At 41.9% G+C, this 19,190-nt stretch carries 16 protein-coding genes and 1 pseudogene; 12 read left to right on the top strand and 5 right to left on the bottom strand.

All coding sequences use genetic code 11. The features are described 5' to 3' along the window. Nucleotides 1–4 precede the first annotated feature (4 nt). The gene (locus BLL41_RS09350) at nucleotides 5–418 is read right to left on the bottom strand and encodes a MarR family winged helix-turn-helix transcriptional regulator (protein ID WP_071577632.1); all 414 of its coding nucleotides are present in this window, start codon (nucleotides 416–418) and stop codon (nucleotides 5–7) included. A gap of 224 nt (nucleotides 419–642) precedes the next feature. Between BLL41_RS09350 and BLL41_RS09345 the strand changes: the two genes are divergently transcribed. From BLL41_RS09345 to flhP, 5 genes are all read left to right on the top strand, one after another. Beyond that, on the top strand, nucleotides 643–753 hold the full coding sequence (locus BLL41_RS09345; protein ID WP_010886628.1) for a protein usd: 111 nt from the start codon (nucleotides 643–645) through the stop codon (nucleotides 751–753). Nucleotides 754–767: 14 nt separating this feature from the next. Then, on the top strand, nucleotides 768–1,049 hold the full coding sequence (spoIIID, locus tag BLL41_RS09340) for a sporulation transcriptional regulator SpoIIID (protein WP_003221804.1): 282 nt from the start codon (nucleotides 768–770) through the stop codon (nucleotides 1,047–1,049). Between the two features lie 165 nt (nucleotides 1,050–1,214). Then, on the top strand, nucleotides 1,215–2,216 hold the full coding sequence (gene mbl, locus BLL41_RS09335) for a cell shape-determining protein Mbl (protein WP_003227776.1): 1,002 nt from the start codon (nucleotides 1,215–1,217) through the stop codon (nucleotides 2,214–2,216). A gap of 160 nt (nucleotides 2,217–2,376) precedes the next feature. Beyond that, nucleotides 2,377–3,189 (top strand): flagellar hook-basal body complex protein FlhO, encoded by an 813-nt coding sequence (flhO, locus tag BLL41_RS09330; protein WP_071577631.1) that lies wholly within the window; start codon nucleotides 2,377–2,379, stop codon nucleotides 3,187–3,189. A gap of 32 nt (nucleotides 3,190–3,221) precedes the next feature. Next, a complete protein-coding gene (gene flhP, locus BLL41_RS09325) occupies nucleotides 3,222–4,031 on the top strand; it encodes a flagellar hook-basal body complex protein FlhP (RefSeq protein ID WP_071577630.1) in 810 nt (269 codons plus the stop codon). 21 nt (nucleotides 4,032–4,052) lie between these two features. Here the strand turns inward: flhP and rapD are convergent, their stop codons facing one another. Further along, on the bottom strand, nucleotides 4,053–5,117 hold the full coding sequence (gene rapD / locus BLL41_RS09320) for an aspartate phosphatase RapD (RefSeq protein ID WP_071577629.1): 1,065 nt from the start codon (nucleotides 5,115–5,117) through the stop codon (nucleotides 4,053–4,055). Nucleotides 5,118–5,308: 191 nt separating this feature from the next. On the opposite strand from rapD, the gene fabZ reads away from it, so the two are divergent. Together fabZ and mscL are read left to right on the top strand one after the other, a co-directional pair. Beyond that, a complete protein-coding gene (fabZ, locus tag BLL41_RS09315; protein WP_003221796.1) occupies nucleotides 5,309–5,734 on the top strand; it encodes a 3-hydroxyacyl-ACP dehydratase FabZ in 426 nt (141 codons plus the stop codon). Nucleotides 5,735–5,806: 72 nt separating this feature from the next. Beyond that, on the top strand, nucleotides 5,807–6,202 hold the full coding sequence (gene mscL, locus BLL41_RS09310; protein WP_021445844.1) for a large conductance mechanosensitive channel protein MscL: 396 nt from the start codon (nucleotides 5,807–5,809) through the stop codon (nucleotides 6,200–6,202). 46 nt (nucleotides 6,203–6,248) lie between these two features. Here mscL and BLL41_RS23030 read toward each other — a convergent pair whose 3' ends face one another. After that, nucleotides 6,249–7,220 carry a histidine kinase gene (locus BLL41_RS23030; protein WP_256252429.1) on the bottom strand — a complete coding sequence of 324 codons (972 nt, stop codon included), beginning with the start codon at nucleotides 7,218–7,220 and terminating at the stop codon, nucleotides 6,249–6,251. A gap of 177 nt (nucleotides 7,221–7,397) precedes the next feature. Beyond that, a pseudogene (locus BLL41_RS23025) lies at nucleotides 7,398–8,711 on the bottom strand (sensor histidine kinase); the annotation flags it as partial. Between the two features lie 805 nt (nucleotides 8,712–9,516). Here BLL41_RS23025 and BLL41_RS09300 point away from each other — a divergent pair. From BLL41_RS09300 to BLL41_RS09290, 3 genes are all read left to right on the top strand, one after another. Beyond that, complete coding sequence (locus BLL41_RS09300; RefSeq protein ID WP_071577626.1) at nucleotides 9,517–10,593, top strand: response regulator; 1,077 nt, start codon at nucleotides 9,517–9,519, stop codon at nucleotides 10,591–10,593. Between the two features lie 321 nt (nucleotides 10,594–10,914). Then, nucleotides 10,915–16,878 carry a SpaA isopeptide-forming pilin-related protein gene (locus BLL41_RS09295; protein ID WP_071577625.1) on the top strand — a complete coding sequence of 1,988 codons (5,964 nt, stop codon included), beginning with the start codon at nucleotides 10,915–10,917 and terminating at the stop codon, nucleotides 16,876–16,878. 102 nt (nucleotides 16,879–16,980) lie between these two features. Continuing rightward, nucleotides 16,981–17,619, top strand: coding sequence for a class A sortase (locus BLL41_RS09290; RefSeq protein WP_071577624.1), 639 nt, complete (start codon nucleotides 16,981–16,983; stop codon nucleotides 17,617–17,619). A gap of 93 nt (nucleotides 17,620–17,712) precedes the next feature. Here BLL41_RS09290 and BLL41_RS09285 read toward each other — a convergent pair whose 3' ends face one another. Then, nucleotides 17,713–18,123 (bottom strand): YwpF-like family protein, encoded by a 411-nt coding sequence (locus tag BLL41_RS09285; protein ID WP_071577623.1) that lies wholly within the window; start codon nucleotides 18,121–18,123, stop codon nucleotides 17,713–17,715. A gap of 174 nt (nucleotides 18,124–18,297) precedes the next feature. Between BLL41_RS09285 and ywpG the strand changes: the two genes are divergently transcribed. Both ywpG and ssbB read left to right on the top strand, forming a co-directional pair. Beyond that, nucleotides 18,298–18,681: a DynA interaction protein YwpG gene (gene ywpG, locus BLL41_RS09280; RefSeq protein WP_014665658.1), complete on the top strand. Its 384-nt coding sequence runs from the start codon at nucleotides 18,298–18,300 to the stop codon at nucleotides 18,679–18,681. Nucleotides 18,682–18,757: 76 nt separating this feature from the next. Further along, complete coding sequence (gene ssbB, locus BLL41_RS09275; protein WP_014665657.1) at nucleotides 18,758–19,099, top strand: single-stranded DNA-binding protein SsbB; 342 nt, start codon at nucleotides 18,758–18,760, stop codon at nucleotides 19,097–19,099. The last annotated feature ends 91 nt before the right edge of the window (nucleotides 19,100–19,190 follow it).

The raw sequence follows: 19,190 nt of genomic DNA, 5'->3' as shown, positions 1-19,190 counted from the left end.
ATTTTCATTGTTGTAAAAACATGCGGAATAAATGAGTAAAGGCTTCTTTATCTTCATCCCGGAAATCTGCAAGCAGCTCTTCCTCGAATTTCAGCATTTTCATATTGATTTCTTCGTATTTTTTCTCGGCTTCTTTGGTGAGGACAACAAGTTTTTCCCGTTTGTCTTCACCTTGCTGTCTCTGGACCCAGCCGTTCTCCTCAAGGCGTTTGATCGTCCGTGTGACAGTCGGCGCTTCCACATTTAAATAGGACCAAATCTCTTTTTGAGTCATTGGTCCGATCGTACGCAAACAATATAAAACTGACCATTGAGATGAATAAAGGCCGAATGGCTCCAACTGTTCATTGGCTTTCTTGGCAATCAGGCGGGCGCTTTGGTTGATTTGATGAATGAGGTGTCTGTTGACGTAGGTCATGTCTGTCTCCTTCTAAAAAACTTACCTAAGTAACTAATTGCTTATTTCATTTTACAGGAGCGGTGAATAGATGTAAAGATGAAAATTTAGTGACGCGAAATAGTTTGCTGACGCTGAAAAAGTTCGTTTCACCCCTTGTCCTTATTGAGTTTTTAGCATATTCCCAAAAGAATGCTAATACACTGTTACAAACCTAACAAAGAGAGTGTTTGAGGTGAGGGATCGTGGGCATATTTCACAAACTTACTTTTAAAACCATACAACGAAGAAGCGGCATAATGAACGACTCTTTACAGAATACGGATCTCATTTCACACTTCTCACATCCATTTTAGGGAGGTCGAGTGGTGTGCACGATTACATCAAAGAGCGAACAATCAAGATAGGGAAGTACATCGTGGAGACAAAGAAAACCGTTCGTGTCATTGCGAAGGAATTTGGTGTTTCCAAAAGTACAGTACACAAGGATTTAACAGAGCGTCTGCCTGAAATTAACCCCGACTTGGCAAACGAAGTGAAAGAAATACTCGATTATCATAAATCCATCAGGCATTTAAGAGGAGGAGAAGCGACAAAACTCAAATATAAAAAAGATGAAATACTCGAGGGAGAGCCTGTTCAGCAATCGTAATCGCCTGGCGTTGTCTTCTTGAAATCGTTCATAAAACATCCGCAAAAATTTGTAAAGAACTTAATGTGCTTCCAACTTTTTTTCTATATTTTATGATAATATATATAATTAGGGCACAATGTGGATATTTACTGTGAAACAGATTTTCAAGGAGGATATAAATAGATGTTTGCAAGGGATATTGGTATTGACCTCGGTACTGCAAATGTACTGATCCATGTTAAAGGTAAAGGAATTGTTCTGAATGAACCTTCCGTAGTTGCACTTGATAAAAACAGCGGCAAAGTGCTGGCGGTTGGCGAAGAGGCAAGACGAATGGTTGGACGTACACCTGGGAATATTGTTGCGATTCGCCCGCTGAAAGACGGAGTTATTGCTGACTTTGAAGTAACAGAAGCAATGCTGAAACATTTTATTAACAAGCTAAATGTAAAAGGCCTGTTTTCAAAGCCGCGCATGCTCATTTGCTGCCCGACGAATATTACATCTGTTGAGCAAAAAGCAATCAAAGAAGCTGCAGAAAAAAGCGGCGGGAAACATGTATACCTTGAAGAAGAACCTAAAGTTGCCGCTATCGGCGCGGGTATGGAAATATTCCAGCCAAGCGGTAACATGGTTGTAGACATCGGAGGCGGTACGACGGATATCGCGGTTATTTCAATGGGCGATATTGTCACCTCCTCTTCTATTAAAATGGCTGGGGATAAGTTTGACATGGAAATCTTAAATTATATCAAACGCGAGTACAAGCTGCTGATCGGCGAACGTACTGCGGAGGATATTAAGATTAAAGTCGCAACGGTTTTCCCAGACGCACGTCACGAGGAAATTTCCATTCGCGGACGGGACATGGTTTCCGGTCTTCCAAGAACAATTACAGTAAACAGTAAAGAAGTTGAAGAAGCCCTTCGTGAATCTGTCGCTGTTATTGTTCAGGCTGCGAAACAAGTGCTTGAAAGAACACCGCCTGAACTTTCTGCTGATATTATCGACCGCGGCGTTATTATTACCGGCGGAGGCGCGCTCTTAAACGGGCTTGACCAGCTGCTTGCCGAAGAGCTGAAGGTACCGGTCCTCGTTGCTGAAAATCCTATGGATTGCGTAGCCATCGGCACAGGTGTCATGCTTGATAATATGGACAAGCTTCCTAAACGCAAACTAAGCTGATTTCACAAACCTCATTCTGAAAAAGAATGAGGTTTTTTTATGAAAAGCCTTCACGAAAAGATATTAAATGACGATAATAGGATAAAATACTGATTTCCATTATAGAACAAACGTTCCTATATGACAACTGGAAAAAATGCCATTTTTAGAGGTGGGAAATTTGTTAAAAGGATTATATACAGCAACATCCGCAATGATTGCCCAGCAAAGAAGAACGGAAATGCTTTCAAATAACATTGCAAACGCAAATACATCAGGATATAAAGCTGATCAAGGCTCGATGCGAGCGTTCCCTGAGATGATGCTCAGCAGAATTGAATCAAAATCTCCGGCCGGAACATCGAGGACGGAAATCGGTTCCGTGAATACGGGAGTGTACATGCAGGAGCTTAAGCCACTCTTTACACAGGGGAGCCTGAAGTCTACAGAACAGCCTACAGACATTGCATTGGTCGAAAATCAAGTTCCGATAAATGCAGAAACCAATGAAAACGCGGCTCTTTTTTATCCGGTTCAAACAGCGGATGGAATCCGTTATTCAAAAAGCAGCACATTTTCACTAAATGAGAATAATCAGCTGACAATCAACGGACGCCCTGTTTTATCGACGGATGGCCAGCCAATTACTGTTGATAATGAGAATTTCACTGTGTCTGAAAATGGTACTGTGACAACAAACGGACGGACAGCCGGCCAGATTGATGTCAGAATGGCGGAAGATGTCCGCAATCTTAAACGGGACGGAAACGATTTGTACAGCACGGCGGACGGCAATGATCTGCCAAGCGCAGCTGGAAATAATCAAGTATCCTATTCATTAAAACAAGGCATCTCAGAGCTTTCAAACGTGGATGTGACAAGCGCCTATACAGAAATGACTGAAGCGTACAGATCGTTTGAGGCTAATCAGAAGGTTATTCAGGCTTACGATAAAAGTATGGATAAAGCAGCGAATGAAATCGGAAAAATTTAAGATAATGGAAGAATAAACGGGGGACATCAACTATGCTCAGGTCAATGCTAACGGCATCAACAACCTTAAACCAGCTGCAGCAGCAGATTGACACAATCAGCAGCAACCTTTCAAACAGCAACACAACCGGCTATAAGGCAAAAGATACGAATTTTTCTGAGCTTGTCAGACAGCAATTCGATCAGGTTGATGAAAAAAATGAGGAAGTGGCAAAAGCCCGAAAAACGCCGCCCGGCTTGCGCCTTGGCGTCGGAGCGATGATGAATTCACGCCTTGTCTCTGATCAAGGGAGCATTCAGAAGACGGATCGCGATCTGGATATCGCATTTACGTCTCCATACCAATATCTTCAGGTGAATGTAAGTGGAAACCGCCAGTATACGAGGGACGGAGCATTATATTTAACGCCTTCAGCCAATAATGCCAACCAGCTTCAGCTCGTTACTGGAAATGGGTATCCGGTTCTTGATGAAAACGGCAATTCAGTGAACATCGACAGTTCAATGAAGAATATCACCATCAATAAGAACGGCACCTTAACCGCCTCTAATGGAAATGAGGTTCAGCGGTTTAACCTTGGAGTTGTCCAAGTGAATAACCCTCAAGAGCTGAAATCGGAAGGGAATAACCTTTTCTCTATTGATAATGCGGCAGCTTTTGAAGAGCTGAATGGCGCAAATAGACAAAACATCGGCATTCAGCAGGGCTCACTTGAAATGTCCAATGTCGATATTTCAGAACAAATGACAGATTTGATCACGTCCCAGCGCTCATATCAGCTGAACAGCAGAACGATCACAATGGGAGATCAAATGCTCGGTTTAATCAATTCAGTCAGATAATAAGAAAATGGGCGTTTTCAATCAGCCGCGCATGATAAAAAAAGCGGCTTTTTCGAAATCGTCCTTTTTTTTGTAGTATTCCGTAATATCTTCTAACAGGACTTCTAAATCCACCCACGCCTCGATTTTTTCTAATTCAATCACATATTCGAGCAGCTGCTCATAAGGATCTTCCACTGAGGTGTAGAGGGCTTCAAGCGTTTTTAATTTTAAATAAATGGTTTGAATGTCTACCTTTTTAGATAATTCTTTTCCTTTTTGAAGGACGGCTTTAGCTTCTGTGATGTTTCCAGTTTTAAAAAGCGCTCTGACAGACTCGTACACACAATGAAGATATGAGACTGGTGAATTCATTTCAAATTCTTGATTCTTTAATACTTTTCTAAAGTGAAGAAGCGCTTCCTGGTCTTTTTTCTCGGTCGCTTTTAAAAAGCCAAGGTTATAATAAGCGTGGCATAGCAGGTTTTCGTCATGCAGTTGCTGGGTTTTCTTAATGATTTCTTTGAAAAGCTGTTCAGCTTTTTCATAGCGTTCTTGATCAATATAATTTACGGCGAGCAAAAGTTTACAGGTGATTACCTTTTTGATATAGCCGAATTGGTGCAAATAGATGTGTAATGCTTTTTTGACGTATTGGATGGAAAGCGGCGGTGATTTCATCAAGTAATAGGCGCCTGCGGTTTGATAATATAAATCAGCGGCTTCAAACGTATTTTGAATGGCGGCCAGGTACTGTTCAGCTTTTTTAAAATGATGTACTGCATGTTTCGGAGCTGTTTTTACCATCTCATATAATCCAGAGAAAAAATACAGATAATACTTCAATTCATCATCCATTTTGTCTTCCAGGCCATATAGGTCATCGAACAATGAATCGAGTCCGTTTTGGTTTTCAAAAAGCAGCTGATGGCGGGCCTGAAACAATTGATAACGCATCCAAAGTTTTGTGTTCTTTTTGATCTTCGGAAGGTGCTGGTCAATTTTCTCTTTCAGTGTGCAAACGTGATTCATTTTGCGTTTGCTCATTGCGGAATACCACTCGTCTAACATGTTTAGCATTCTTTTTTCAATAAACTTCGAAATCATTTTCCTACCTCTTTGCTATTGGTAAAATCTATAATTATCATATCATAACTTTTGACGGCTCTCATTGACAGTTGGTTACATTTTAGCGCGGTTGAAATTGAGATTAATTCATAATATACTTTTCAAATGTACAGATTGGATCTTTGATGATAGCTATACATACTAATGCAGATGAAGGAGATGTCAAGACAATGCTTGATACTCAGCAAATTAAAGAAATTATTCCTCACCGTTATCCGTTTTTGCTTGTGGATCGGATTACGGAAGTTGAAGAGGGCAAACGGGCGAAAGGCTATAAAAATGTAACCGCAAATGAGGAGTTCTTTAACGGACATTTTCCTCAGTATCCGGTTATGCCCGGCGTATTAATCGTAGAAGCGCTCGCTCAAGTCGGAGCTGTTGCGATGCTGATTAAAGAAGAAAACCGCGGCAGACTGGCTTTTTTTGCAGGCATTGATAACTGCCGCTTTAAAAAACAAGTCAAGCCTGGTGACCAGCTTCACCTTGAGGTTGAAATCATTCGTGCCCGCGGCACAATCGGGCGCGGAAAAGGCGTTGCCACAGTTGATGGCGAGGTCGTTTGCGAAGTTGAACTGACTTTTGCCCTCGGAGAATAAATGAAAAAAGGCAGATGGCCAGCGGCACATTTGTCTTTTTTTCTTTACAAAAATAGAAAAGCAGGTGATTGTATGTGGAATGAATTTAAAGCCTTTGCCATGCGGGGAAATATCGTAGACCTTGCGATTGGTGTTGTGATAGGCGGCGCTTTCGGCAAGATCGTCACATCTCTAGTAAATGATATCATTATGCCTTTGGTCGGTTTGCTGCTGGGAGGGCTTGACTTTTCAGGCCTGTCTTTTACATTTGGCGATGCTGTAGTGAAGTATGGAAGCTTTATACAGACGATTGTGAACTTCTTAATTATATCGTTCTCCATTTTTATCGTCATTCGGACTTTGAATGGGTTAAGGCGCAAAAAAGAAGCAGCAGAAGAAGAGGCTGCAGAGGAAGCGGTGGATGCGCAGGAGGAGCTGCTGAAAGAAATCAGAGACCTGCTGAAGCAGCAAGCAAAGTCGCCGGAATAAAAAAGATGCCGTTAGAAACGGCGTCTTTTTTTATCTCAATTTTCGTTTAGGTTCGTTCTATATCCTTCAGTCCCGCGGGGCTTTCCGTTGTTTCAGCGAGATGAATGAGCATTGAAACAGAGGTGCCTGCATCCGGGATGCTGCTGATTATCAACTCGCTTCCGCAAAAATGTTTCAGCCGCTGATTGATATTCTTTAATCCAACGCTTCGATCGAAATCCGCAGATAAGAGATCTTTTCGTTTTTCTGGAGTCATTCCTGCACCGTTGTCCTCTACTTTAATGTAATACTCATTTTTGCTTTGTTTTTTAGCTGTCAGTTTGATCCATCCTCCGCCTCTTTTCTTGCTGACACCGTGAAGAACGGCATTTTCCACCAAGGGCTGAATCATTAAAGGCGGAAGGATAAAGTCAATGTCTTCGTCTATATCGAAAAGAACCTCAAGCCGATTGCCGAATCGCGTTTTTTCTATAGAAAGATAGGAATTGATAATCGAAAGCTCATGTCTGAATGAACTGATGGCTGATGTATTTTGAAAGTCAAAACTCATTCTCAAATAGTTGGTAAATTCCTCTGTTACCTCCCGGGCCTTTTCAATATCCAAATGAGTGAGAGAAATAATCGTGTTTAAGACATTATATAGAAAATGAGGCTTGATTTGCGATTGGAGAAATGCCATTTCCATTCTTGTGGCTTGATTTGCTGTATGTTTCATCATTATCAGGTTTTGAATACGCGCCATAAACTCAGAGTAATGATAAGGTTTTTGCAAAATGTCATTCGCTCCGGCATGAAAAGCCTTGTATTTGTCATGGCCGATAATGGCAGCTGTAATGATCAGAACCGGAAGATCAACCATGCTGAATCGTTCGCGAATTTTCATACAGACTTCAAAACCAGTCATATCCGGCATCATCAAGTCCAAAATAACCAAATCAAGCTTCGTGCAAGAGATGATTTCTAATGCTTCCTTTCCGTTCTTCGCAGCAATCACATTGTAGGGCACACCTTCAAGCATATCGCTCAAAATTTTTAAACTGTCAATGTTATCATCGACAATCAGAATAGTTGGAGCATCAATACGCTCAGAGTAATAAGGCGTGCTAAATGAGATATCCGACAGATCTATCCCGGATTGTAATTCGGGAAGACGTTTCTTTGTTTCAGATACAGCTTCATTTTGGGCGATTGGCAATGTGAAATGGAATGCCGAACCTTTTCCCTCATCCGATTCGACCCAAATGTCTCCGTTTTGGAGCTGAACCAGCTGTTTGACAATGCTGAGGCCAAGGCCGGCACCATCGTCTTTATTCGTTTCGGCTTGCTGAAAAGACTCAAAGATGGTTTGGCGATCAGCTTTTGAAATGCCGCTTCCCGTATCCGTTACTGTCACTTTGATCATGTTGTCGTTCAGTCTTGAAGCAGATAGTGTGATTTGGCCCTCTGTTGTATATTTGATTGCATTGTCTACTAAATTGGTTAATATTTGGCGGAAGCGGTTTTCATCTGTGAGCACCAAAGGAAGATCGTCTGGGATATGGTTCATGATATTTAAGTTTTTATGTCTCGATAAAAGGTTGTAGAAATTCATTTCCGAACAAACTAAAGTATAAATATCAACAGGAACCGGGTGGATTTGAAGCATGCCTTGCTTTATTTTTTCTAAATCCAGGATGTCATTTACCAGATTGGACAGCCTGTAGCCCATGCGGATGACGAGCTGCATGTTATCTTTCTCTTCTTCTATCGTTCTTTTTCTTTTGCCGGCCAGCAGGGTCTGGCATATATTAATGATGCTGTTCAGCGGTGTTTTGAATTCATGTGATGTTTTGGCGATAAATTCATCTTTTAAACGGTCACTTCTGAGCAATTTCCACGAGAGCACTTCATTTTCACGGAATGCTCCGGCAAATTGCTGTGCCATTAGCAGAACGATCGCCAGCAAAGCGATAACTGTTGGCAATGAATAAATCGAATTAAAGGAAAAGGCTGTTTTGCCGCTGTAAGCTGAAATGGTGGTTAAAATGACAAAAGCACTCATTGATATAGAGGCGATGGTCAGATACAGACTTCCTTCCATTTTGCGGATCGCAGCAATCGTAAAAATATATGTAATATAAACCAGAGTCGAGACGGCTAGCACAGAATGTAAGATGTACGAGGTATGGCCGATAAAACCGACGGTTAAAAAATCTGTGACTAAGACCAGTCCGGAAGAAACGGTGGCTATGCGAATAAAACGCTTTGAAACAATCTCTCTGTAAGCAAAATAGAGATAGAGAAAAACCGCAATGCTGACAAGCACTGTAGAGATCGCCCTCAATGAATTTAGCAACGAAAATGAAATTGACGGATAAAGGAGAAATATAATCCGCTCTTTTCCGATCATCAGAATAATGAACGAAAACAGAAGACACATAACAGAAAAAAACAACAAATGTTTATCTTTTTTTCTTTGTAGGAAAAAGCCCAGAAAATATAATCCAGTAATGAAAAAAGCTGTAATCATGATCGTATCATTAAGAAAGGAAATTTTGTTTTCCCGCACTATTTGGTCCTGAGTGCCAAAAGTAATTGGCTTTGCGATTCCCCATCCCGGCGTTTTTCCGAAGTTCGAAAATTGTACAACAAGTTCATTGTCACCCTTGTGAAGCGTAAAAAAGCTCGTATAGGGGCGGTTTTGTGCCGCAAAATCAGGATTATCTGAAGGGCTTCCGCTTTGGCCAATGCGTTGTCCATTAAAATAGATGCGATTGGCGCTGTAAATAAACGACGTGCTGATCCCAAATACCTGATGGTCTTGCTTTGATCTGATAGTCAGCTTATATGTTCCGTAATCCACATTAATATCTTGTTTGGACAGCTTTACATTGCTGGGGACATCAACGAAGAGAGGATCTTTTCCTTTGGCTGAAGCGATCTCTTTTGGTGACAGAATCTGATTTGGATACAATGCCCATTTTCCGTTCAGCTGTACATTCCCATCCTTCTGAAAATCCCAATTCTCTAAGTTCATGACCCCATGCCTTGCCGCGGGATGCGTTGACCCGGAAAAATGGTCAATGGCAATGAAAACCATAAAGAATGCAGCGTAACCGAAAATAATCGAAGTAAAGATGAATTTCTCTTTCATATCATGGCTCCTTTATTCAAATAGGATCATTCTAAATTCCTATTTTTTATAAATATTGTAAGTGCAAAATTTTAAAAACTACAATAGAAAGAAAAAGAATCCAGATAAAGGGGTTATTTGTCATGATATAATAGAAGTTATTTACTGAAATCTCGATTTTACATATAGGGTGGGATGTTTTGTGAAAGCGTTAATTGTTGATGATGAGCACTTGGCATTGCTTCATTTTAAGAAAATGCTTGAACGAACAAACGCCTTTCAATCTATTATGGCGTATCAAGATCCGGTTGAAGCCTTGGAGCATCCTGAGACTCCTGCTGTAGATGCGGTGTTTCTTGATATTGAAATGCCGGGGGTAAATGGCATTGAGCTTGCTGAGGCCATTCAATCGATGAATGAAAACATCCAAGTCGTTTTCATCACGGCTTATAATGAGTTTGCTATCAAAGCGTTTGAGCTGAATGCCATTGATTATTTGCTGAAGCCTGTCATATACAAGCGGCTTGAGACTACTGTTGAACGAATCAAAACGAATAATATGCTTAGACAAAATGCAGAAAATATCGAGGCGCATTTTTCGATCCAATGCTTTGGAAGCCTGCAGTTTCATCAAATCTTAAAGGGTGTCAAAACAAACATTCCAGTCAAGTGGAGAACGTCGAAAGCACGTGAAATATACTTATTTTTACTTCACAATCACGGCCGTGTGGTCAGTAAAGACATGCTAATCGATCTTTTTTGGCCTCATTATGATGTTTCAAAAGCAAGCACCCAACTTTACTCCGCCATTTATCAAATACGAAAATTATTCAGCCAGATCCCTTTCAGCCAAACTATCGAGAAGACTGATACAGGATATATTCTTCAGCTTTCAGGCGCAAAAATCGATGTTGTGGAATGGGAAAAATCACTAAAAGGGGCTCCGCCGCTCAATACGGCTACATTACATCTGCACATGGATATTTTCATGTCCTATCAAAATCATTACCTAATGGAGCACGGTTATCTCTGGGCAGAACCGGAAAAGACGCGTCTTTCCCAGCTTTGGCTTGGAAAGGCCTATGAACTGATCGATTATCATATTCAGGAAATGAACGATCATCAAGCGATGGACATTTGCCTGCAAGCGGAGAAAATTGAGCCTTGCGATCATAAAATTATGCAATACAAGCTGCAGCTATTCAACAAAAACGGAAAGGTAGAAGAGGCGATAAATGAATATCAGCGTTACAAACAAATGAAGGATCAAATTAATTAAAGAAGTCCAAACCAGTATGTGTCGATTGCCTTTCGATACACACTGGTTTTTTTTGTACATGTCAGCTAAAGGGAAGACCCTCGCCATATGTCTCCTGGTTGAATCTTCAACTCTCCAATTCACTTCAATCATACATGATTTTTGAGTTGTACAGAAATTGTATAGTTCCATTTCATACAATGTAGTTTGGTTCGGATGGCAAATCTTAGTTTTGGAGCACATTCGGTATTAGCAGTTCATTTTGGGGGATGAGACATGATTTTATGGTCTCGCGGATCAATCGGCAAGTGAAAAATAGATATGAGAGGGAGGAATGAAAAGTTGAGAACGAGGAGTTTTCCCTTAGGGCTGAAAAAAAGCGGGCGGATCGTCATGATCATAAGCCTTGCCATCTTTTTCTTCTTCAGCCAGATCGCCAGCTATACTCTTACAGCACAGGCTGTAGGCGTAACGCCAAGTGACAGTCAATTCTTCGATTCGGTAACAGTTAAGGACGCCAAGGGCCAGATTGTTGACGGATCAAAAGGAAACGAACCGGCACTAACACCGGGGGACGAAGTGACACTGACATATGAATGGTCATTGAAAAAAGACAAAAAAGCAGATAGCGAACAGGATATCAATGTGGAGATACCTAAAAGCTTTACATTTGATAAAGGTGCAGAAGGTGAGATCAAATCTGCTGATCAGGTCATCGGCAGCTATCAAGTGCCGGCGGGGAGCAGCACCATGACGGTAAAATTAACAACTGCATCCGGGGATTCTCTTGATGCCAAGGGTACCATTACACTGCCAGCTAAGTTTACTGCAGATGTAAAAGACGACGAACATACAGCAGCAGCCCTTTTTCAGCTAGGGGGAGGCAAAACCCAGCAGGTGATCATCCCAGTTAAAAAAGAGGAGACACCAGATGCCGAGGCGGAAGAGCCAAAAAATGACTCTTCTGATACTGCGGGTGATCAGGAAGAGACAGATGACAAATCTGCACCTCCAGTCAGCAAGGATCAAAAAGAGGAAGAACAGCAGCCATCAGATGACTCTAAGAGCGGCGAATCCTCTAAGAGTGATGATTCAAAAAAAGTGTCATCCTCAAGTCAATCAGCTTTCAAAAGCTTGCAAACTGAAGAAAAACAAATCACGCAAAATATTTTAACCGGCGTGACATTGACCGACGCAAACGGAGAGCCATATGACAAGGGCAATCGCGCCAATACGAATTCTCCGGTGAAAATTTCAATTGATTGGGCCATTCCCGACGATTTAGGAAAAACAATCAATGCCGGCGATAAATACGAATTTGATTTGCCTAAAGAATTTATTATGCATAATGACCTTGTGAACCTGCCTTTAAGCGCCGGAGACACCACCTACGGGACATTTTCTATTGATACGAACGGACATGTGGTGATGACATTTAACGGCGAGATAAAAGAAAGTTCTAATGTCAAAGGGACTTTGGTTATCAATACGCAGTTCAACGAGAAAAAAATAACGGGTTCGACAACACAAAAGATTCCATTCCCTGTGAATGCCGATACTCCTGAAACAACAGTTTATTTTAAACCCAATGTGAGTAAAACCATTGATAAATCAGGTGTGCTGGATAAAGGCATCAACCCTGGTAAAGTAACATGGACGGTCGATGTCAATAAAAAGTTGGATCAAGTCAAGAATGCCAAACTCACGGAAAGCCTTCCAGATGGCGTAAACTACCGTTCAGTTAAAGTGTATGAACTCAATGTGAACATTGATGGTTCTGTCAGCAGAGGAAATGAAATTTCTTCCGGCTACAGTGTTGATTCAAAAGGAAATGTCACATTTGACGGGACAATTGATTCAGCCTACCGCCTTGTATATGAAACCGACATTGACAATAGTGCGAAGCCGAGTGAAGGCGGAAATATAACGCTGACGAACAAGGCAGCATTCAGCGGAGATCATCTGGAACCCATTTCTGCAGAAGCCACTGTTGCAGCCAAATATGGAAAAATGATCGCGAAATCATCAACAGGCTATGATGGAGAATCTCAAACATTCAGCTGGGCTCTTGCATACAACTACGGTGAGAAACAGATCGACCAATCCAAGGCCAGCATTAAAGATTCTTTTGGAACTGGCGATTTGCATCTTGTAAAAGATTCCTTGAAGGTTGTTCCTATTACCTTTGGACAGAATGGCAGCGAGCAAGCGGGAACGCCTTTAAAGGAAGGCGAAGACTACACGCTGATCGATAATGGAAGCGGATTTGAAATCAAATTTAATAAAACCATTACCAGCGCTTACAAAATCACATATCAAACAAAGGTCAACAGCGGAGTGATCATTGATAAATCTACAACATACACCAATAGCGTGGTGACCGGAACAGGGGATTCAAAAGAAGCTTCCGGAATAGCCATTCAGCAGAATCTCATCAAAGGATATTCAAACGTAGATTATGAGAAGAAGACGGTTGATTGGACGATTACAGTTAATAAAAATAAATACTTGATGAACAATTGGACTTTGGATGATCAATTTGAAAGCGGCGGAATGGTTCTGCTTGATGAATCGTTCAAGCTTCAAGACATAACGAACAACAAAACATTGCAGAAAGACAAAGACTACACGTTTACAAAAAAACCGGATCATAAAGGCTATACTTTGGCATTGATCGGGGATTATGCAAAAACAGACAGTCAATTTAAGATCACTTATACGACAACATTCAATGCCGATTATTCTAACGAAAGCGTTAAGAATACAGCTCAGTCGACATGGACTGATCAAAACGGCAATGAGCGCACGAATAAAGTATCAAGCGGTTTTACGCCGAATCATCAGACTTCAAATAATGGTTTCAAAAACGGCTCATACAACGCGGTTTCAAAGGAAATCACGTGGAAAATCGGCGTCAACTATAACGGCGAGCCGACGAAAAATCCTTATATCAAAGATGCCATAACAGATCCTCAGCAATTTGTGCCGGGTTCCGTTGTCGTTAAGAGCTATACGATCAATAAAAACGGCTCGATCACAGAAGGAGACGCGCTTGATCCTTCTAAGTATGATGTCGAAGAGCCTTCTGCGAATAATGAACGCACTCTGACGGTACATCTTAAAACAGGCGATTCTGTACCATATCTGATTGAGTTTAAGACATCACTCAAAGGACAGGTCATTGATCAGAATCAATACACAAACAAGGCAACCTACTATAATGACGGCTATGCAGACCGCACGCTGACGGGCTCTGTTTCAGTTACGAACGGAGGAAGCCTGGTTTTCAAAGGCGGCAAACAAAATGGAAACTACATCGATTGGAACATCAATGTCAACGCCAGCCAATCAACGCTGGATGATGTAAAAGTCACTGACACGCCGGATGAAAATCAAATTTTAGATGCGGATTCTTTTAAAGTATATCAAGCAAAATACGATGAAAACGGAGTGGTCAAAGACAGCAGCGGAAATCTGACCGCGGGAGATGTCGAGCTTCAAAAAGATAAAGACTACACGTTAGACATCAAAACGGACAATACAACAGGTGAACAATCGTTTGTCCTGACATTCATAGGCAGCTATAAGCAAATCGACCGCGCCTATGTGATCAAATACCGGTCTCTGATTAACATATCCGGCACGAGCGGCCATGTTAAAAATAAGGTGTCCATTTCAGGAACAAATGTGAAGGAGCAGACTCAAGAAAACAGCAGCTCGATCTTTGTTGCCATTTCAAGCGGCGACGGTTCCGGATCTGGAGAAAAAGGAAGCCTGACGATTTTTAAGACTGGAGAGGACGATAAAGCTCTTGAAGGAGCAGAATTCCAGTTATGGTCTGAGGACTCCAAACAGCTCCTCCGCACTGGCACGACGGATGCCGGCGGGAAGCTTACATTCGGAAATATTCGCTACGGTTCCTATGTATTAAAAGAAGTAAAAGCGCCTGACGGATATACCATCAGTGATGCTTATGCAAAAGGAGTCTCTGTGAAGATAGACAGCAACTCCTCCAAGACAGGAGCGCTGTACAAAGTCGTAAATCTACAGAACAAGGTGACGCTTATCAAACAAGACGAACAAAACAATCCTTTGGCGGGTGCTGTTTTCAAGCTGGAGAAAAAGTCAAATGACGGCACCTATACTCTTATACGAACAGATATAAAATCTGATAAAAACGGAAAAGTAGAAATGAACGGTTTGCCGGCGGGCTACTATCGCTTGACAGAAACACAAGCTCCTGCAGGCTTTATCGTAAATACAAAAGCGATTCACTTCTCAATCGCAAAGAATGAAAAGAATCAAGTGTCTGACGTTAATTTAGGAAAAATGACCAACTATCAAGGGAAAGTCTCACTGACGAAGGAAAATGCTGAAGGCCAGAAACTTGAAGGCGCAGTATTCAACATTGTCGATCAAGATGGAAAGGTCGTTCAAGAGAAGCTGACTTCAGATAAAGACGGAAAAATTGAGGCTTCGGGCCTTGCACCGGGCCATTACGCTTTTGTGGAAACAAAAGCGCCAGCCGGCTATGTGCTGAATACAAAGAAAAAAGAATTTACCATCTCAAAATCAGCAGCAGGAAAGCCTGAAGCCGCAGATGCCGGGATCGCCGTTAACGATAAAGGCTCTGTTGAGCTGACGAAGGAAGATGCAGATGGCCAGAAGCTTGAAGGAGCCGTCTTTAAGATTATCGACAAGGAAGGAAATACGGTTCAAGAAGGACTGACCTCAGATAAAAACGGGAAAGTCGCAGCTTCAGGCCTTGCACCGGGACAATACGCTTTTGTTGAAACGAAAGCGCCAGCCGGCTATGTGCTGAACACAGAGAAAATTGAGTTTGAGATCTCTGATTCCTCTGAAGGAAAGCCTGAAGCTATAGATGCCGGGATCGCCATTAACCATAAAGGCTCCGTTGAGTTGACGAAGGAAAATGCTGAAGGCAAGAAGCTTGTAGGTGCAGTTTTCAACATTGTCGACGAAAAAGGAAATACGGTTCAAGAAGAGCTGACTTCCGATAAAGATGGAAAAGTAAAGGCGTCGGGCCTTGCGCCGGGACGCTACGCCTTTGTTGAAACGAAAGCGCCAGACGGTTATGTGCTAAACACGGAGAAAAAAGAGTTTATCATTTCTGAATCAGCAGCAGGAAAGCCTGAAGCCGCAGATGCCGGGATCATCGTAAACTATCAAGGATCGGTTCAGCTGACGAAGGAAGACCAAGATGGAAAAGGCTTAGCAGGCGCGGTATTCAAAATCACTGACAGCAATGGGAAAACAGTGAGAGACGATTTAGTCTCAAAAGAAGGCGGCAAAATTGAAGTTGACGGGTTAGCGCCGGGAAGCTATCAATTTATCGAAAAACAGGCGCCAGACGGGTATCTATTATCCGCCACCCCTGTGCCATTCACCATTAAGGCAGAAAACGGCGGTAAACCTAAACAAATTGAAGTGACAGCGGTTAATACGAAGAACCGGGTTGTCCTTACAAAAGTGGATCAGCATGATCAACATAAAGTTCTGCAAGGCGCAGAGTTCAATTTGACAGACGCCAACGGCAAAGTGCTGAAGTCCGGTTTGGTTACGGATGACCAAGGACAGATCACGGTGCACGGCCTTAAAGCTGGCGAATATCAGTTTGTCGAAACAAAAGCGCCTAAGAATTATGAGTTGGACCAAACTCCTATATCGTTCAAGATCACAAATACAGACACGAAACCAGTCGAAATCACCGCGGAAAACATATTGGCACCAGGTGACGTAAATGTGAAAAAAGTGGATCAAGACGATAAAAATACCGTTTTGGAGGGCGCTGAATTCAAGTTATTGGACGAAAGCGGCAAGCCTGTAAAAACTGACGGGTATGGAAAAGAGCTTTCTGAACTCTGGAAAACAGATCAAAATGGGCAGTTCACTGTAAAAGGCCTTGCGCCGGGAAGCTACCAGTTGATTGAAACGAAGGCTCCCGAAGGTTATAAACTTGACGAAACACCGATTGAATTCACAATTGAAAAAGGACAGTCTAAAGCTGTTGAGATCGTTGTTTCTAATCAAAAAGTGAAAACACCAACGCCTGATAAGCATGATCATCCTGATAAACCTACACCGGGCGGAAATGGAAAAGATGATGGAGATCATCCGAATACCAATGGTACAGATGGCAGCTCGGATGGTCAGACGAACACAGACAAAACCCTTCCGAAAACCGGAGATACAGACAGCATGCTGACGGCCATGATTGGCATTCTGCTGCTTATGGCAGGCGGAGGCTTAGCTGTTGCCTCAAGAAAGAAACAAAGAAAAGGATAAATAGGAAGGCACCTGATCATTGAAGAACCGATCAGGTGCTTTTTTAAAAGTGAAACTGACAAGGCGCATTTTTAGAAGGAAGCATAAGAAAGGGTTTTTTGCATGTACAAAAAAATGATCATTACGGTGTTCATTCTTTTAGGACTGCTGCTGATCTCTTCTCCCTATATCAAAGGAGGAATCATAGCCTATCTTAGCAAAAGCCAAAGTGAATCGGCCTTAACTGTGGAGCAGTTGAAAAAAAATAATGAGAGAGAAGCAGAATTTGAATTTGATTCAATCGAACCGCCTGAGTTGATGGATGCCGTAAAGGCCGGCTTTGATCACGATCAAAAAGCGGTTATTGGGCGGATAACAATTAAAAGTGTCGATCTGGAGCTTCCGATCGTAAAAGGAACAACCAACGAAAATCTATTGATAGGGGCGGCAACAATGCGCCCGGATCAAAAAATGGGCGAGGGGAATTATCCGTTGGCGGGCCATCATTTGAAGCAAAAGAGTCTTCTGTTCGGACCTCTGGAAAACGTAAAAACAGGTGCCCAAATTGTCATCACGGATTTTAAAAAGGATTATATCTATTCTGTGACATCTAAAGACATCGTATCGGAAATGGATGCAGATATAATTGAGGAGGCAAACAAAAAGGAGATTACGTTAATCACATGTGACAAGGCGGTCAAAACCGAAGGGCGCCTCGTTGTGAAAGGGGAATTGGTTGATTCTTTTGGCCATACAAATTAATTATGCAAGAGTGAAAGCACGAAAAAAAGCTGCCGTTCTCAAACGGCAGCTTTTTCGCTTCTTTCCGGTTTCAGGGGACATGGTCCCTCATTTTTATATTTTTTGCTTAAATGCCTCAATAAGTTTTGTTCCTGTATAGCCCTCTTTTACAAGGGATTCGAGTATGGTCTCAGTGCCCTGCTGTTTTCTTGTGACCATTTGTCCGTAGAGTAAAACCTGTATGCTTTCTTCCAGCTTGACGATATTTTTCACTGCTGCTGTCAGCTGGGCGGGGCGATTGCTTTTTTTCGTAATCGTTACAAATACTTTGGCTTCAGATTGGCTGTTTTGAAGCTGTTCAAAAAAAGTCAGATGTTCTTTCTGTACAAGCGCTTCAATCAGCCAGTGATTTTCACCGTCTTCTTTATTGATAATCAGTCCGTCAATAAGAGGAAACTGTTCAATTGATTGTTCTTCCTTGTCCACTCGTTCCACATTCAGGTCAACCAGTTTAAAGGTTTTCATTTCTTCTCACCCCGATTACTTCCAAAGATTTCTTGCCTTCCATTATAACATAAACGTTTTCGAGGAAAAAATGCTGTAATGATGGTCCCACAGAATTTAGTATTAGCGAAACATTTAATAATTTCTATTTTTTCATTATACTGTAACTGACTATGGAATACGGAGAGATGTGGTATGAATCAATTTCGTTTAAAGGAAATTTATATTGACGGCGCTCCTTCTGAAAACCATTTGATTCAAAAGGAAGTAACATATATGTTAAGCCGTAAGGAAGTATTTGAGGTCCATCTGAACAAAAAAGGAAGGATAAGTTTTTTATACGAAACACAAGATGGTATGGAGCAGTATAAAATCAAGCTGTCAATGCCGGAAAAAAAATTGAGCTTTCAGTGGTTTGCGTGGGATGGTTCTTCCTATGTGCGCATGAATACGCAAAATTGGCTGACAAAGCAAATCTTTTTCCGATTTTTAAAAAGTACATATTTCTTTAAAGGGAAAAAGCAAAAGATGTTTTTAGCTGAAGGGAAAATGAAAACGAAAGATAAAAACAGAGGCTGAAAGCCATTTTTAAGCGTTTTTCTTTTCTTGTTGCATCATTTACAATACATACAACCGCAAGGAGAGGAGGAATCGCATGTTCAATCAGGTCATGCTTGTCGGACGTCTTACAAAAGATCCCGAGCTTCGCTACACTTCCGCCGGTGCGGCAGTGGCACATGTTACGCTCGCGGTGAACCGCAGCTTCAAAAATGCTTCAGGTGAAATCGAAGCTGATTACGTCAATTGCACACTTTGGAGAAAGACAGCTGAAAACACCGCGTTGTATTGCCAAAAAGGTTCTCTCGTCGGCGTAAGCGGCCGGATTCAGACAAGAAGCTATGAAAACGCAGAAGGGGTTAACGTGTATGTAACAGAAGTGTTGGCTGACACTGTTCGTTTTATGGACCCTAAACCCCGGGAAAAAGCTGCTGATTGACAATCCCCCGCTCCTCCCATTTTCTATCCATTCACTCATTCGGATCTCCGCATCATCCCCTCAAAAATGACCAGTCGACCAGACTGGTTCT

It is taken from the genome of Bacillus sp. FMQ74 (assembly GCF_001875785.1).
Lineage (GTDB): Bacteria > Bacillota > Bacilli > Bacillales > Bacillaceae > Bacillus > Bacillus stercoris.
The sequence above is the reverse complement of the archived record's forward strand: the minus strand, read 5'-3'. Positions and strand labels throughout refer to the sequence as shown.

Bases quoted from the DNA above. Each gene is read 5' to 3' on its own strand.
- BLL41_RS09350 (WP_071577632.1), bottom strand. From the start codon at position 418: ATGACCTACGTCAACAGACACCTCATTCATCAAATCAACCAAAGCGCC.
- mbl (WP_003227776.1), top strand. From the start codon at position 1,215: ATGTTTGCAAGGGATATTGGTATTGACCTCGGTACTGCAAATGTACTG.
- flhP (WP_071577630.1), top strand. From the start codon at position 3,222: ATGCTCAGGTCAATGCTAACGGCATCAACAACCTTAAACCAGCTGCAG.
- rapD (WP_071577629.1), bottom strand. From the start codon at position 5,117: ATGATTTCGAAGTTTATTGAAAAAAGAATGCTAAACATGTTAGACGAG.
- fabZ (WP_003221796.1), top strand. From the start codon at position 5,309: ATGCTTGATACTCAGCAAATTAAAGAAATTATTCCTCACCGTTATCCG.
- mscL (WP_021445844.1), top strand. From the start codon at position 5,807: ATGTGGAATGAATTTAAAGCCTTTGCCATGCGGGGAAATATCGTAGAC.
- BLL41_RS23030 (WP_256252429.1), bottom strand. From the start codon at position 7,220: ATGCTTGAAGGTGTGCCCTACAATGTGATTGCTGCGAAGAACGGAAAG.
- BLL41_RS09290 (WP_071577624.1), top strand. From the start codon at position 16,981: ATGTACAAAAAAATGATCATTACGGTGTTCATTCTTTTAGGACTGCTG.
- BLL41_RS09285 (WP_071577623.1), bottom strand. From the start codon at position 18,123: ATGAAAACCTTTAAACTGGTTGACCTGAATGTGGAACGAGTGGACAAG.
- ywpG (WP_014665658.1), top strand. From the start codon at position 18,298: ATGAATCAATTTCGTTTAAAGGAAATTTATATTGACGGCGCTCCTTCT.
- ssbB (WP_014665657.1), top strand. From the start codon at position 18,758: ATGTTCAATCAGGTCATGCTTGTCGGACGTCTTACAAAAGATCCCGAG.